This window comes from Halobellus limi (genome assembly GCF_004799685.1).
Classification (GTDB): Archaea; Halobacteriota; Halobacteria; order Halobacteriales; family Haloferacaceae; genus Haloquadratum; species Haloquadratum limi.
Map to the genome: position 1 here is coordinate 1,871,851 of NZ_CP031311.1, position 13,800 is coordinate 1,885,650.

The 13,800-nt window shown below is 67.5% G+C and carries 14 protein-coding genes; 5 read left to right on the forward strand and 9 right to left on the reverse strand.

Annotated features, from left to right (window positions below):
- The first annotated feature begins 1 nt into the window (after position 1).
- The 3 genes from DV707_RS09185 (at position 2) to DV707_RS09195 (ending at position 2,832) form a co-directional block, all read left to right on the forward strand.
- Entirely contained in the window at positions 2–928 is a 927-nt protein-coding gene (locus DV707_RS09185) for an SDR family oxidoreductase (protein WP_103992258.1), read from the forward strand.
- A 92-nt stretch (positions 929–1,020) separates the two neighbouring features.
- Positions 1,021–1,899 carry a fumarylacetoacetate hydrolase family protein gene (locus tag DV707_RS09190; protein ID WP_103992259.1) on the forward strand — a complete coding sequence of 293 codons (879 nt, stop codon included), beginning with the start codon at positions 1,021–1,023 and terminating at the stop codon, positions 1,897–1,899.
- A 228-nt stretch (positions 1,900–2,127) separates the two neighbouring features.
- Complete coding sequence (locus DV707_RS09195; RefSeq protein WP_235010801.1) at positions 2,128–2,832, forward strand: ABC transporter ATP-binding protein; 705 nt, start codon at positions 2,128–2,130, stop codon at positions 2,830–2,832.
- A 72-nt stretch (positions 2,833–2,904) separates the two neighbouring features.
- On the opposite strand, the gene DV707_RS09200 is transcribed toward DV707_RS09195, so the two are convergent.
- From DV707_RS09200 to DV707_RS09235, 8 genes are all read right to left on the reverse strand, one after another.
- Positions 2,905–3,927, reverse strand: a complete 1,023-nt coding sequence (locus DV707_RS09200) for a branched-chain amino acid ABC transporter permease (protein WP_103992260.1) — start codon at positions 3,925–3,927, stop codon at positions 2,905–2,907.
- Positions 3,927–4,808: a branched-chain amino acid ABC transporter permease gene (locus tag DV707_RS09205; RefSeq protein ID WP_103992261.1), complete on the reverse strand. Its 882-nt coding sequence runs from the start codon at positions 4,806–4,808 to the stop codon at positions 3,927–3,929. The genes DV707_RS09200 and DV707_RS09205 overlap by 1 nt, the downstream gene beginning before the upstream one ends.
- A 31-nt stretch (positions 4,809–4,839) precedes the next feature.
- Positions 4,840–6,177, reverse strand: coding sequence for an amino acid ABC transporter substrate-binding protein (locus DV707_RS09210; RefSeq protein ID WP_103992262.1), 1,338 nt, complete (start codon positions 6,175–6,177; stop codon positions 4,840–4,842).
- 135 nt (positions 6,178–6,312) lie between these two features.
- On the reverse strand, positions 6,313–7,389 hold the full coding sequence (locus tag DV707_RS09215; protein WP_235010802.1) for a cupin domain-containing protein: 1,077 nt from the start codon (positions 7,387–7,389) through the stop codon (positions 6,313–6,315).
- Positions 7,390–7,513: 124 nt separating this feature from the next.
- Positions 7,514–7,708, reverse strand: a complete 195-nt coding sequence (locus tag DV707_RS09220) for a hypothetical protein (RefSeq protein WP_103992263.1) — start codon at positions 7,706–7,708, stop codon at positions 7,514–7,516.
- Between the two features lie 323 nt (positions 7,709–8,031).
- Positions 8,032–8,433 carry an acyl-CoA thioesterase gene (locus tag DV707_RS09225; protein WP_103992264.1) on the reverse strand — a complete coding sequence of 134 codons (402 nt, stop codon included), beginning with the start codon at positions 8,431–8,433 and terminating at the stop codon, positions 8,032–8,034.
- On the reverse strand, positions 8,433–9,140 hold the full coding sequence (locus tag DV707_RS09230; protein ID WP_103992265.1) for an acetate--CoA ligase family protein: 708 nt from the start codon (positions 9,138–9,140) through the stop codon (positions 8,433–8,435). Before DV707_RS09230 ends, DV707_RS09225 begins: the two co-directional genes overlap by 1 nt.
- Positions 9,133–10,605 (reverse strand): CoA-binding protein, encoded by a 1,473-nt coding sequence (locus tag DV707_RS09235; protein ID WP_103992266.1) that lies wholly within the window; start codon positions 10,603–10,605, stop codon positions 9,133–9,135. Before DV707_RS09235 ends, DV707_RS09230 begins: the two co-directional genes overlap by 8 nt.
- Before the next feature lie 204 nt (positions 10,606–10,809).
- Here DV707_RS09235 and DV707_RS09240 point away from each other — a divergent pair, with 204 nt between their 5' ends.
- Positions 10,810–11,559, forward strand: coding sequence for an ABC transporter ATP-binding protein (locus DV707_RS09240; RefSeq protein WP_103992267.1), 750 nt, complete (start codon positions 10,810–10,812; stop codon positions 11,557–11,559).
- A gap of 30 nt (positions 11,560–11,589) precedes the next feature.
- Here the strand turns inward: DV707_RS09240 and DV707_RS09245 are convergent, their stop codons facing one another.
- Positions 11,590–12,228: an MBL fold metallo-hydrolase gene (locus DV707_RS09245; protein ID WP_200820909.1), complete on the reverse strand. Its 639-nt coding sequence runs from the start codon at positions 12,226–12,228 to the stop codon at positions 11,590–11,592.
- 130 nt (positions 12,229–12,358) lie between these two features.
- Between DV707_RS09245 and DV707_RS09250 the strand changes: the two genes are divergently transcribed.
- Positions 12,359–13,768, forward strand: a complete 1,410-nt coding sequence (locus tag DV707_RS09250; RefSeq protein ID WP_200820910.1) for an SLC13 family permease — start codon at positions 12,359–12,361, stop codon at positions 13,766–13,768.
- Positions 13,769–13,800: the final 32 nt, after the last annotated feature.

Here is a 13,800-nt window from a genome sequence, read left to right on the forward strand (position 1 = left end):
GATGGTCGACGGGACGGTCTGCATCGTCGCCGGCGGGGGTAACGGCCTCGGACGGGCCGCGGCCCACGAACTCGCTGCCCACGGCGCGCGGGTGGTCGTCAACGACCTCGGCTGCGAGGTCGACGGCACGGGCAGCGACGCGTCCGTCCCCGAGGACGTCGCCGAGGCGATCCGCGAGCGGGGCGGCACCGCGACCGCCCACCACGGCGACGTGAGCGACTTCGAGTACGCCGAGCGCCTGATCGCCGACACCGTCGCGGAGTACGGTCGCGTGGACTTCGTCTGCAACTTCGCTGGCATCCTCCGCGACGGGATCAGTTACAAACTCTCGGAGGAGGACTGGCGTGAGGTGATCGAGACGAACCTCACCGGCCAGTTCGCGCCGCTGCGTGCCGCCGCGAAGCACTGGCGAGAAGCGAGTGAGGAACAGAGCGTCGAGAGCGACGGGGACGAGTCTGACGACGGCGGATTCGACCGCCAGCGCTCGTATCTCGCCGTCAGCGCCGGGGCGGCGCGCGGCAGCCTGGGCCAGGCGAACTACGCCGCCGCGAAGGCCGGCGTCCTCGGGATGGTCCGCTCGGTGTCGAACGAACTGATCCGCTCGAACGTCCGGGTGAACGCGCTGGTTCCGAACGGCTACACGCGGATGACCGAGACGGTGCCGGAGGAGCACCGACCCTACACCGAATCGGAGATGCCCCCCGAGAAGGTCGCGCCGCTCGTCGCCTACCTGGCCAGCGAGGCGGCCGAGGACGTCACGGGCTGTACGCTGTACGCCGGCGGCGACCGCGTCGGCGTCTTCTCCGACCCGGCGACCGAAGCCGTCGGCGTCAGTCCCGACGGCTGGACGCTGGAGTCGCTCTCGGAGCACTTCCGCGAGGACGTCGCGGGCGACGTCGAACTGAGTCGGACGGAGAGTTACCTGTAGGGCGGTCCCCTCGCCGTCTCGCTTTCGGCCGTCCGACCCGACGCTCGCGCCGAAAGGCATCTTTTATCACGGATTCCGCCGATGATTCGCGTATGCGATTCGTCCGCTACGACGACGACCAGCTCGGACTGCTCACCGACGACGGCACCGGCGTCATCGACCTCTCGGACCGCCTCGGGCTCGACGGCGACGAACCCCTCGTCGAGTACATCGAGGGCGACTACGACGCCGCCGAATACGAGGACGAGGATCCCGACCACGACGTCGAGGACGTCGAGATCGGCTCGCCCGTCGGCCGACCGGGGAAGGTCATCGCCGCGCCGCTGAACTACGAGAACCACATCGAGGAGGCCATCGCCGACAAGGACATCACCACCGACGAGTGGTTCTCGATCAAGGACAAGGGCTACTTCCTGAAAGCGCCCTCCAGCGTCGTCGGCCCGGACCACGGGATCGAACTCCCGTTCGAGGACCGCCGGACGGACCACGAGGTCGAACTCGCGTTCGTGATGGGCGAGGAGGCCAAGGACGTCTCCGCCGAGGAGGCCTGGGACCACATCTTCGGGTACACGATCCTGCTCGACATCTCCCTGCGCGGTGACCAGGACCGCTCGAACCGCAAGTCCTACGACACGTTCACCGTCATCGGGCCGTGCGTCGTCACCGCCGACGAGATCGACGACCCGCAGGACCTCCAGATGGAACTGCAGCTCAACGGCGAGCGCCGCCAGTACGAGAACACCGGCGACATGGTCTACACCTGCGCCGACGTCGTCCAGTACGCCTCGCTGGGCGCGACGCTGGAAGTCGGCGACGTCATCACCACCGGAACGCCCGAGGGCGTGAGCGAACTCCACGACGGCGACACCATCGACGCCGAGATCGAAGACGTCGGCTCGATGACCGTCGAGGTCACCGGCCGCGACGTCTCCTACGCCGACGCCAACGTCACGAAGGGCGGCCAGGAGTAGGCCGTCGGCCCGTTCGCGAGTGGGGCCAAGAGCGACGTCCGACCCGCTGTTCTTTCGGATCGACCGCCGTGACGAAGAGGGACTGCCGTGGCGATCGATCGGCGGTCGCCCTCCTCGCGCGCGCACCGGCAGCCGGACGGCCCCGAGTTCCCCGCCCTCGTCCGCCTCCGCCGGACGCTGCCCGAAAGGTAGGCTTAAGAAAGCCGCCGACGTACGACGTGACAATCGATGTCACTGCTCGAAGTAGATTCGATAGACGTCGCGTACGGCAACGTGCAGGTCCTCTGGGACGTGAGCCTCTCCGTCGACAAGGGCGAGACCGTGGCGTTGCTGGGAGCCAACGGTGCGGGGAAGACGACGACGCTGAAGACGATCTGTGGCGACCTCTCCCCTATGGACGGGGAGATCAGATACAAGGGCGAGTCGATCGGCGACATGCCGCACGAGGACGTCGTCGCGAAGGGCGTCGCCCACGTTCCCGAAGGGAGAGAGGTGTTCACCGAGAGCACCGTCCGCGAGAACCTCGAACTGGGGGCGTACCTCGACCGCAGCGGGATGGACGAGCGCCTCGAACGCGTCTACGACATCTTCCCGCGTCTCGAAGAGCGCGCGAAACAGCAGGCCGGGACGCTGTCGGGCGGCGAACAGCAGATGCTCGCGATCGGCCGCGGGCTGATGAGCGACCCCGACCTGCTGCTCCTCGACGAGGCCAGCCTCGGACTCGCGCCGGTGCTCGTCGACGACGTCTTCGAGGCCATCCAGCGGATCAACGACGAGGGAACGACCGTACTCCTCGTCGAGCAGGACATCTACAACGCGCTCCGCGTGGCCGACCGCGGCTACGTCATCAAGACCGGCGAGATCTCGCTGTCGGGGACGGCCCAGGAGCTCGCACAGGACGAGCGCGTCGAAGAGTCGTACCTCGGCGCGTAGCCGGGACGCTGTAGGCTTTTTTCCGAACGGCGTCGGAAACAGAAAAAAGAAAAGCGCGAGAACCGAGCCGACTCAGTCGTGGGCGGCGTCGGTCTCGACCGTCTCCTCGACGAGGTACTCCTTGATGAGGCCGTAGAGCCCCGTCGGGAGGAAGATGATGAAGAGGATGATCAAGATCCCCTCGACCGCAGAGGAGAACCCGCCGACGATCGCCGAGAGACCGTTGTCGAGAAGCAGGAACAACGCGGACCCGAAGATCGGCCCGGCGAACGTGCCCATCCCGCCGAGGATGACGATGACGAGCGAGTCGATCGTCCACGTCACCGCGAGCGTCGACTGGGGATTGATGTACAGCGTGTAGTGGCCGTACAGCGCGCCGGCCAGCCCCGCGAAGAACGAAGAGACGACGAACGCGTACATCTTGTACTTCAGCGGGTTGACGCCGAGACTGCTCGCGGCGTCCTCGTCGTCGTGGATCGCCTTCATTCCGAGGCCGGTGGGTCCGCGGACGATCAGGTAGGTGACGACCACCGTGGCGACCGTCGCGACGAGCGTGAGGAAGAACATCACGTCGCCGTGGGAGATGGCCTCCCCGATCGAGAGGTCGGCGTTCACGTAGTAGCCGGTCGCGCCGCCGGTCAGGTCCCGGCGGTCGAGCATCACGAGTTCGATGACGGCCGCGAGCGCGAGCGTCCCGATGGCGAAGTAGTGGCCGGTGAGCCGGAAGATGACCGGTCCGATCACCAGGGCGATGAGCGCCGACGCGAGCGCACCGATCGGGATCGCCACGAGGAGCGGTAGTTCGATCGAGCCGGGGAACCCGGCCGCAGAGGGCGTCGTGAGCCACGCGGAGACGAACGCGCCCATCCCGAAGAACGCGGCGTGACCCAGCGAGATCTGCCCGGCGTAGCCGGCGAGCAGGTTCCAAGAGACGCCGAGCATCACGAAGACCAGCCCCGTGAGGATGAGCCCGGTCAGCGAGTCCGTCGTGGTGAACGGAACCGTCACTAACCAGAGCACGGCGAGGACGCCGAGCCCCTGCACGCGCCGATCGGTGGCGAGCGACTCGCCGGGCGCCTTCTCGAGGAGCGCCACTACTCACCACCTCCCGAGCCACCGAAGAGGCCCTCGGGCTTGACGAGCAGGACGACCAGGAAGATGAGCAGGCTCACGACGTTGCGGTAGCCGCCGCCGAGATACAGCGCACCGAGGTTCTCCGAGACGCCGAGGACGAGGCCCCCGACGAGCGTCCCGATGACGCTGCCGACGCCGCCGAGGACGACCACGGCGAACGTCTTCAGCAGGTAGGACCACCCGACGTACGGGTCGATGGGGAACAGCATCGAGAGCAGCGCGCCGGCCGCGCCGGCCAGCGCCGTCCCGATGCCGAGCGTGATGACGTAGATCTGATCGGTGTTGATCCCCATGTACTTCGCGGCGGTTCGGTTCTGCGCGGTCGCCCGAATCGCCTGTCCCGTCTTCGTGTACTGCAGGAACGCCCAGGTGAGGACGATCAGCAGAACGGAGACGACGAACGTCACCGTCCGCGGGAACGACATGAACGCGAACCCGAGCTCGAATCCGTCTCCTGGGATGCCGATGTCGGCGGTTCGGGCGTCGCCGCCGAGCAGGACGCGACCGAGGTTCTGCAGGATCAACGCGAGACCGAACAGCACGATGATCGGCTGTTCGAGCCCCTCGTCGACGACGTGCTTCAGGAGCACCTTCTGCAACAGGACGCCGAGGCCGAACATCAGGACCATCGCGAGCAGCATCCCCACCAGCGGCGTGATTCCCGTCGCCGCGAAGACGAGGATCGCGACGTACGCACCGACCATCAGCATGTGGCCGTGCGCGAGGTTCACGATGTCCATAATCCCGAAGACGAGCGAGAGGCCCAGGGCTGCGAGGGCGTAGATGCCCCCGAGCAGCAGACCGTTCACCACCGATTGGGTGAGCAGGTCGGTTGCGACCATCGTCAGGCGTGTACGGCTTCTGTCCGGCCGGTCATCGCTCGCTCCACGGCGGGATCGGGTACTGGAAGTCGATAGCGCGCTCGGAATCGGTGTCCGGGTACGCCAGTCGCTGTGCGCCCTCCCACCACTGGCCGGTCGGCGCGGTCAGTTCGCCCTCGGTGGGCAGCCCGTTCTCCTCGAAGGTGAACGAGCCGATCACGGTCTCGAACTCCGTGCTGCGGAGCGCGTCGCGAACCGCGGTGGGCTCGACGGAGCCGGCCGCCTCGACGGCCTGCTGGGCGACCTGCGTCAGGTTGTACGACCCGCCGACGTTCGCGGGCATGTACTCGCTCTCGATGTCGTACTCGTTGAAGAACGTCTCGCGGAGCGCCGCGTTGCCGTTGCCCGTCAGACCGGGCACCCAGCCGGGGCACATCAGGGCGTACGCGCCGGACTCGCCGAGGGCGGACCACCAGGCGGACGGGTCGGCGCCGCGGACGAACTTCAGCATCTTCGGGGCCCAGTTGTTCGACTGCATCTGGTTGACCGCGGTGATGCCGCCCGGCGGCGTCGGGTTCGACAGCAGCACTTCGACCTCGTTGCTCTCGGCCTGCGAGATGAGCGTCGAGAAGTCCGAGGAACCGATCTCGAAGACCTCTCGCATCACGACGTCGTAGCCCGCCTCACTGAGAGTGTCCTCCCAGTACTGGGCCTGTTCCTCACCCCAGCCCGAGTTGGGCTCCCAGATACCGACGTTCGTCGGTCGCTCCTCCTCGGGGATGAGCTGGAGCGTCCCGAGCGTCGAGCGGGCGACGTCGCGGGACTTCGGGAACGGCGCGAACGTCCACTCGTAGTTGTCGTTTCGGTGCGGTGCCTCGTAGGCGAACGCGATGCCGAGGAAGGGAAGCCCCTGGTTCTCCGCGAAGGCGCTCCCGGCCGTGACGAGCAGGCTGGAGAAGCTCCCCCAGATCATGTTGACGTCGTTGTTGCTGACGATGGCCTGGAGCTGTTCGCGGAGCGTCTGCGCGTCGCTCTCGTCGTCGCGGAGGATGAGCTCGACGTCGCGGTCGAGCTCTTCGTTCATCCGGGCGACGCCGAGTTCGTAGCCGCGTCGGAGGTCCTCGCCGAGCGAGGAGAAACTCCCCGTCTCCGGAACCGTCCCCGCGATGGTGAGCGGCGTCGTGTCGCCGCCGCCGTCCCCACCGCTGTCTCCGCCGCCGTCTCCGCTGTCGCCACCGTCGCCGCCGCCGTCACCGCTACCGTCACCGCCGTCGTCTCCACCCCCGCCGCCGAGCGTGCAACCGGCGAGACCGGTGATCGCGAGTGTACTGGTCGCCCCAGCACCTTTTAGATACGTCCGTCGTCGAATTGAGGTGTCATCACGAGCCATACCGTGTGGCACAATAATTATAATGGAATATAAAAGTGTATGGTCCAGAAGCGGTGTGTTAGCGACTCCCGTTTCGGGCGGTAGAGAGTGCAGAGCGCAGCGTCGCAGACGGCCTCGACGGCCGAGCCGTCGTCGCTACGACGACGGCTCGGCCTCGGCGTAGAGGTTGAACGCCTCGAACACCGGCCGGTCGGTCATCGCGAGCAGCGTCGCCTCGCCGTGAGGTTCGTGGTGGTGGATCTCGTCCGGCGGGACGATGAAGATGTCCCACTTACTCCACTCGAAGGCCTCGTCGCCGATGTGAGTGATACCCTCGCCGTCGATGACGAAGAACACCTCGGTCATGTTGTGGAAGTGCGGGTCGGTGTCCTCCTGCATCAACTGCGCGCGGAACGACATCGTCGGGAACAGCGGCGGTTCGCCGCTGGCGGGGTTGACGTACGAGAGGCTGTAGCCGTCGTTCGGGTTCGGGTCGTTGTTGTCGGCGCGCTGGTGCAGCGACTCGACCATCTCCTCCCACTGGAACCGGTAGGGCGGCGTCGGCTCCCGGTTCCCCTCGAAGGGACCGGGGATGCCGTCCTCCTTGAGGTCCTCCTGCGCCCGGCCGCGACCGTACTGGGAGGCCCAGTAGCCCTGGCTCTTCGTGACCGGCTGGCGTTCGAGTTCGTGGTACTCGAAGGTGTTCTTGGCGTTCAGCGAGTCGAGGACCAGCGGGAGGTCGAGCACGTCGAGCCACGCGGCGGTCTCGTCGCTCTCGTTGACGTGGTCGTGCCACTCCCACTGCGGCGTCGTGATGAGGTCGTTGTCCTTCATCGGGAACTCCTCACCGGCGACGACCGTCTTCATATCCTCGTGGCCGTCGATCGTGAAGCGCAGCGCGTTCGCCCCGTGGCGGTGCGACGGCGCGGTCTCGCCCGGTGACACCGTCTGGATCCCGACGTAGATCGTGTTCGAGATGGCGTTCGCCGTGTTGATCGGCACGGCGACCCGTCGCTGGAACCCCGGCGGCAGGTCCGCGATCGGGACGTCGCGTTCGATCGCGTCGATGGACTCCTTGATGTCGTCCCACTTCCAGATGTCCGCCTCCGGATCGTCGAGGACGGTACCCATCTCGTCTTCGACTTCCCAGAGCGGACGGAGGTCGTGCTCCTCGAGGATGCTCCGTGTATCGGAACTCATCTCTAGGAGTTCCTCTGGCTCTTGCTGTGCCATACGCGATTATTCGTGAAACTCGATAATAAGTGTGTTGGAGGCTCGCACGCCACAAAACGGCACAGGTGTCCCTCAGAACGGCCTGTACCGTGATTTCGACGACACCGACGACCGGGGCGCGCCCCTATGCGGTGGCTTCGGCGGTCTCTGTCGACTGCGCCTCGAAGACCTCCTCGGTGCTGAAGAGCGACCGACAGTCCTCACACACCATCTGTCGCTGGATCGCGTACTCCCAGAGCTTACCGCCGCAGTTCAGACAGTCGAAGTGCGCCTCGACGAACGGGTCATTGGTCGCGTACGGGTTCTCGAACTCCGCCATACACCGAGTTACTCGCGTAATTCCTAAAAGCGTATCGCCGGGTCCGACGCTCCCGGCGAGGGTTTATATACGATACCGGGACCAGACGGCCCGTGAGTTGACGACCACCCCGCGCCGGGTCGCGGTTGCTCGGCACGTCGGCGCGGGAACCGAGCGGGGAACGGAACCGGCGGCGACGCCGCCGGCGAACGCCTCGCGAGCGGGTGCCGACTGTTCGCCAACCACTCCCGGTCGACCGAGCGCGGTCGCTCCGCTCGCGGAGGGAGCCGGCGTCGCGGCGCCACACGGGGTCCGGAGAAAGCCGTCCCGTACTCTCGCTGCGATTACTCCTCGGCGTACTCGACGAACTTCGAGTGGATCTCCTCGGGGATCTCGACGGCGCCGCCGCCGCCGGTCTCGGCGCAGACGCGCTGTTCGTATCCCGAGAACGCGAGCGTGTCGCCGTTGTACGCCTCGTACTCGAACCGGACGGCCCGCGTGCTGGGGTCCGGCGTCAGCGTCATCCGGACGTCGTCGCCCGCGTGGAGCGGCGCCTTGAACTCGAACTGCATATCGACGAGCGGGAACCCGAAGTCGTAGTTCTCCGTGAGCTCCCAGAAGGGATAGCCGATCTCCTGCATGAACATGTCCGAGGTCTCGTGGAGCGCGTCCACGATGCGGGGGTAGTGAGCGATGCCGTGCGGGTCGGTGTCCGAGAACCGGACCGTCCAGGTGCGTTCGTACATTATCGTTCCTCGAGTACGACCAGCGCATCGAGCGCCATCACTCCATCGGTCGTCGCAAGAACTGGATTGACGTCGAGTTCGGCGATCGGGTGGTCGTCGACCAGGTCGCCGACGGCTACGATCACCTCCGCGAGACGCTGCACGTCCGCGGGGTCGCTCCCGCGGTAGCCCGAGAGCAGCGGCGCGGACTGCAGTTCCGCGAGCATCCCGCGGGCCTCGGCGGCGTCGATCGGGGCGATCCGGTGGCTGGTGTCCTCGAAGATCTCGGTGAAGACGCCGCCCAGCCCGGTGAGTACGACCGGACCGAAGGACGGGTCCCGGACCCCGCCGACGATCACCTCGGTCCCTCGTTCCAGGTCCGCCGCCGCCTCGACGAGGACGTCGGCCTCGATTCCGCGCTCCGCCGCGGCGTCGAAGATCGCCTCGACGGCCCCTCGAACCGCGTCGGGGGTGTCGAGACCGACGGCGACGCCGACGCCGCCGGCCCACTCGCTCTTGTGCGTGACGTCCGGCGAGGACACCTTGACGACCGCCGGGTAGCCGACGGTCTCGGCCGCCTCGACCGCCTCGTCGACGCCCGAACACACCTCGAACGAGGGCGTGTCGACGCCGACCGACGCGAGGAGCCGCTTCCCCTCGGCCTCGGTCAGCGTGTCCCGGCCGTCGGCGCGAGCGGCGGCGATCGGTTCCGGGAGGGCCTCACTCATCGGTCGACACCTCCTCGTCGGCAGCCCCGGCAGGCGCGTGCCCGTCGGCGGCGGCTCCAGCAGACGCGTTCCCGTCGGTGACGACCCCGGCAGGCGTCGATCCGCCGTCGGCGACGCGGTCGTCGCCGTGTAACTGCGCGTACCGGGCGAGCGCGCCGGCGGCCTCGGCCGCGCGTTCGGGCGTCTCGAAGAACGGCACGCCGACGTCTTTCAGCGCCTCGCGCTCGTCGGCCAGATCCTCTTCGATCCCCTCGGTCGCGAACAGCACGGGCTTGTCGACGCGTTCTGCGAGACCGTCGAGTTCCTCGACCGGCAGACCGAGCGCCGCCTCGAACAGTTCGTAGACGAGGACGATGTCGATCCGGTCGTCCTCGGCGACGGCAGTGACGACGTCGCCGAACGCGGGCATCGGCCGGCCGGTGTCGACGGGGTTGTCGGCGTAGGTGATTCCGGGGAGGATCTCGTCGACGCGTTCCTGGGTCGCCTCCGTCAGCTCCGGAAGCCGCCCGCCGGCGCGCTGGATGCGGTCGGTGATGATGATGCCCGGGCCCGCCTGGGCGGTCACGACTCCGACGTTCGGGCCGTCCGGGGTGGGAGAGTTCCCGAGCGCCGCGGCGGCGTCCAGCAGGTCGTCGGTGGCGTCGACCGTCGGGACGCCGTACTGGGCGAACCCCGCGGTGTACAGCTCGTGATCGCCCGTGAGCGCGCCCGTGTGCGACTCGGCGAAGTCGCCGACGTCGGACTGGCCGACCTTGTACGCGATCACCGGCGTGTCGCTCTCGCGGCAGGCTTCGAGCAGCCGGCGGCCGTCGTCGGTCCCCTCGACGTGGAGGGCGATGGCGTCCGTCCGGTCGTCGCCGTCGAAGTACTCGACGGTCTCGGCGAAGCCGACGTTGGCCCGGTTCCCGAGGCCGACCATCGCGGAGATGCCGCGTCCCTGTCGCCGCGACTGGAACGCCAGGACGTGTGCGACACCGCCGCTCTGGGCGATGACCGCAGTGTTCCCCGCCGGGATCTCCTCGGCGCCGCTGGCGAACGTGCACCGCAGGTCGGTCCCGGGGACCAGAAACCCGCTGGTGTTCGGTCCGAGCAGCGAGATGTCGTACTCCTCGGCGATCTCGACGATAGCCGCCTGTAGCTCCTCGCCCTCCTCGCCGGCCTCGGCGAACCCGCTGGCGTAGATGACGGCCGCGCCGATGCCCGCCTCCCCGCACTCCTCGAGCACGTCCGGTGTCGCCGGTCCCGGGACACAACAGAGCGCGAGGTCGACGTCGCCGTCGATTTCGGTCACCGAGGGGACGAACGTCGAGCCGAACAGCTCCCCCGTGGCGGAGGGGTTCACCGGATACACCGGCCCGTCGAACTCCGCGGCGTTCGCCATCGCTTCGTACCCGATCTTTCCCTCGGTCGCCGACGCGCCGACGACGGCGATCCCCGAGGGGTCGAAGAGCTGTCTGAGAGTCACGTTCCCTCCTATACCGAATACCGTCAAAGCGTTTTCCCCCGTGGTCGACACCAGTCCCACACGACTCGCCGAGCGGAGGGCGCTTTCGCACTCTGGATCGGGGCCGAGGCCGCTGTCGGATCGGCCGTGACCGCTCTCCTCGACTCACGGCATCTCTTCGGCTATTCCGTAAGTTTATCATCTTGGGTTGGATATCGATCGATAATGACGTTACTGGAAGGACGAGGGCTGACGAAGAAGTTCGGCGGGGTCGTCGCCATCGAGGACGTCTCCTTCACCGTCGACCGCGGCGAGGCCGTCGGGCTCATCGGTCCGAACGGCGCCGGAAAGAGTACGCTGTTCCGGACGATCACCGGCGTGCACCCGCCGACGGAGGGAGAGGTGTTCTTCGACGGCGAGAACATCACAGGCGAGTCGCAACACGAGATCTGCCACCGCGGGATGGCGAAGACCCACCAGATCGTCCGGCCGTTCGAGAGCCTTTCGCTCCTCGAAAACGTCACCGTCGGCGCGTCCTTCGGCGGCCGCAAGTTCGACGACCCCAGAGAGCGAGCCGCGGAGATGCTTGAGTTCGTCGGGCTCGACGAGCAGATGCACGCCGACGTGGGCGAACTCAGCGTCGGCCAACTCAAGCGCCTCGAGATCGCGCGCGTGCTCGCGACCGATCCCGAGATGGTCCTCTTCGACGAGGTCGCCGGCGGGCTCGACCCCGAGGAGACAGAGGGCATCATCGACCTCGTCGGCGACATCATCGACGAGGGGAAGACGGTGTTCCTCATCGACCACGTGATGCGCGCGCTGATGAGCGTCAGCGAGCGCGTGATGGTGCTCGACAACGGGAAACTCATCGCGGAGGGAACGCCGGAGGAGATCCAGAACGACGACCAGGTCATCGAGGCCTACCTGGGCGAGCACGCCGGGAAGGACCTCTCGGACGCGATCGCCGAGAGCTGAAGTCGATTTTTTCGAGAACTCCTCGCCCGCCTACCGCTTCCCGGCGAAGTCGACGAACGCCGCGATCTTCTCGCTCGCGCCCTCGGTCACGCTCGACCCGTGGTAGACGAGGCCGACGTCGAACTCGTACTCCAGCAGTCGCGAGAGCGACTCGTCGGCCGTCGCGACGTCCGCGGAGTAGTACGCCGTCGGGAGGACGAAGTACCCCGCCGGGAGTCCCCTGGCGTCCGACCCGAACAGGGCGTCCCCGAGGACGGCGACGCCGCTCGCCTCGTCGACGAGCGCGTGATGGCCGTCGGCGTGCCCCGGCACGTGGACGGCCGTGAACGTCCCCACCCGGTCGCCGTCGCCGAAGCGGTGGTCCACCGCGACGTCGACGGCGACGCCCTCGGGAACCCACGTCTCCAGGTCGAAGCGTTCGACGAGACCCGCCAGGCCGCCCACGTGGTCGGGGTCGCCGTGCGTGATCACGATCCGCTCGGGCGTGATCCCCAGCGAATCGAGCGCGGCGGCGACGACGTCGACGGTGTCATCGAAGCCGGCGTCGACGAGCGTCGGCGTCTCGCCGTCGACACAGAAGACGCGCCAGCGGGCGTCGTCGGCCTCTTTCACGGTGATGTCGTAGACGTCCGGTGCGGTCTCCGTCACGGCCGGGTCGGTGTCCGTCATCACCCGTGTGTACGCCGCCGCGGGTGTTAAACCTACACTGTGAGTCCGAACGGATTCGGCGGGTGATCCGCCGACTGCGGACGCATCGACACCCCTATTGTGGTCCACGGTGACACGACGGACACGAACGATGACAGATGGAATCCCGGCGCGGGCACGCGGTGCGCTCCCGGTCGATCCCTCCTGGCTCGCGCTGCCTGCGGGCGTTCTCGTCGCCGGCGCGGTTCTCCAGTTCGCGCCGCTGTCGGCCGAGGCCGCTCGAATGCTCGCGATCACGCTGTTCTGCGTCGCGATGTGGATCGGGTCGCCGGTGGACCCGTGGTTCACCGCGCTGATCGGGATCGGGCTGATCGGCGTGGGGTTCTCGGCCGAACTCGCGCTGACGGGCTTTCAGTCGCCCGCGACGTGGCTGGTCGTCGTCGGCCTCCTCATCGGCGAGGCCGCGACGGCCAGCGGACTGGCCGGCCTCGTCGAGCGGACCTCGTTGCACCGGATGCCGGACCGGATTGCCACCGACGCCGTCGCCGTCTACCGCTATCTGCTGGTCGTCCTCTCGGTCGGGAGCCTGGCGCTCGCGGTGTTGGTCCCCTCTTCGCTGGTGCGGGTGCTGATCCTCGCGCCGATCCTCAAGTCGCTGGGCGACCTGTTCACCGAGCGGAGCGCGAAGATCGGGATCTTCCTCGGCCCGCTGTTCGCGACCTACTACGGGGCGTCGGGCGTCCTGACCGGGTCGCTGGCGAACATCATCGTCACCGGGCTCGTCGAGTCGAGCGGCGGGCCGGCGATCTCCTGGACGGAGTGGACGCTCTGGATGGGACCGGTGATGGGGATCGGCCGAGTCGTCGTCGTCGTCGCCGTCACGTACCTCCTGTATCGGCCCCGCGACAGGGACGCGATCGACGCTCCCGAACGTCTCGAATCTGTCTCCGCGTCGCCCGAGGAGCGACGGATGCTCCTCTTTCTCCTCGTCGGCGTCGCGGTCTGGGCGACGGACTTCGCCCACGGCCTGCACCCGCTCTTCGGCGCGGTCGTCGTCGCGCTCCTGTCGTTTTCCCCGCGGATCGGCGTCATCGACCACGAGGCGATCGGCGAGACCGACTTCTCGATCCTCTTCTTCCTCGGCGCGATCTTCGCCATCGCGGAGGGCCTCCAGCGGACCGCCTTCACCGACCTGGCCGCCGAGACGATGCTCTCGTACCTGCCGAGCGATCCGTCCCTGCCGCTCGTCTTGGTGTTCGTCGTCGTCGTCTCGATGTCGCTCGCGTTCGTGATGGAAGGGATGGCCGTCGCGAGCGTGATCACGCCCGTCTTCGTCTCCTTCGCGACCAGCGCGGGGATCCCGCTCGTCCCCGTCGCGATGATCGAGAGCGTCGCCCTGAACGCGTACTTCTTCCCGTACCAGTCGGCCGTGCTGGTCGCGATGCTCGGACTCGGCGTCGTCGACACGATGGAGCTGAGTCGGATGGCTGGACTCTGTACGGTCGCGACGCTCGTGTTCCTGCTGCCGATTCAGATCGCGATGTTCACGTTCCTGTTCTGAGCGCCGCCGGACGCGCGTTCACGGGGCGGTCC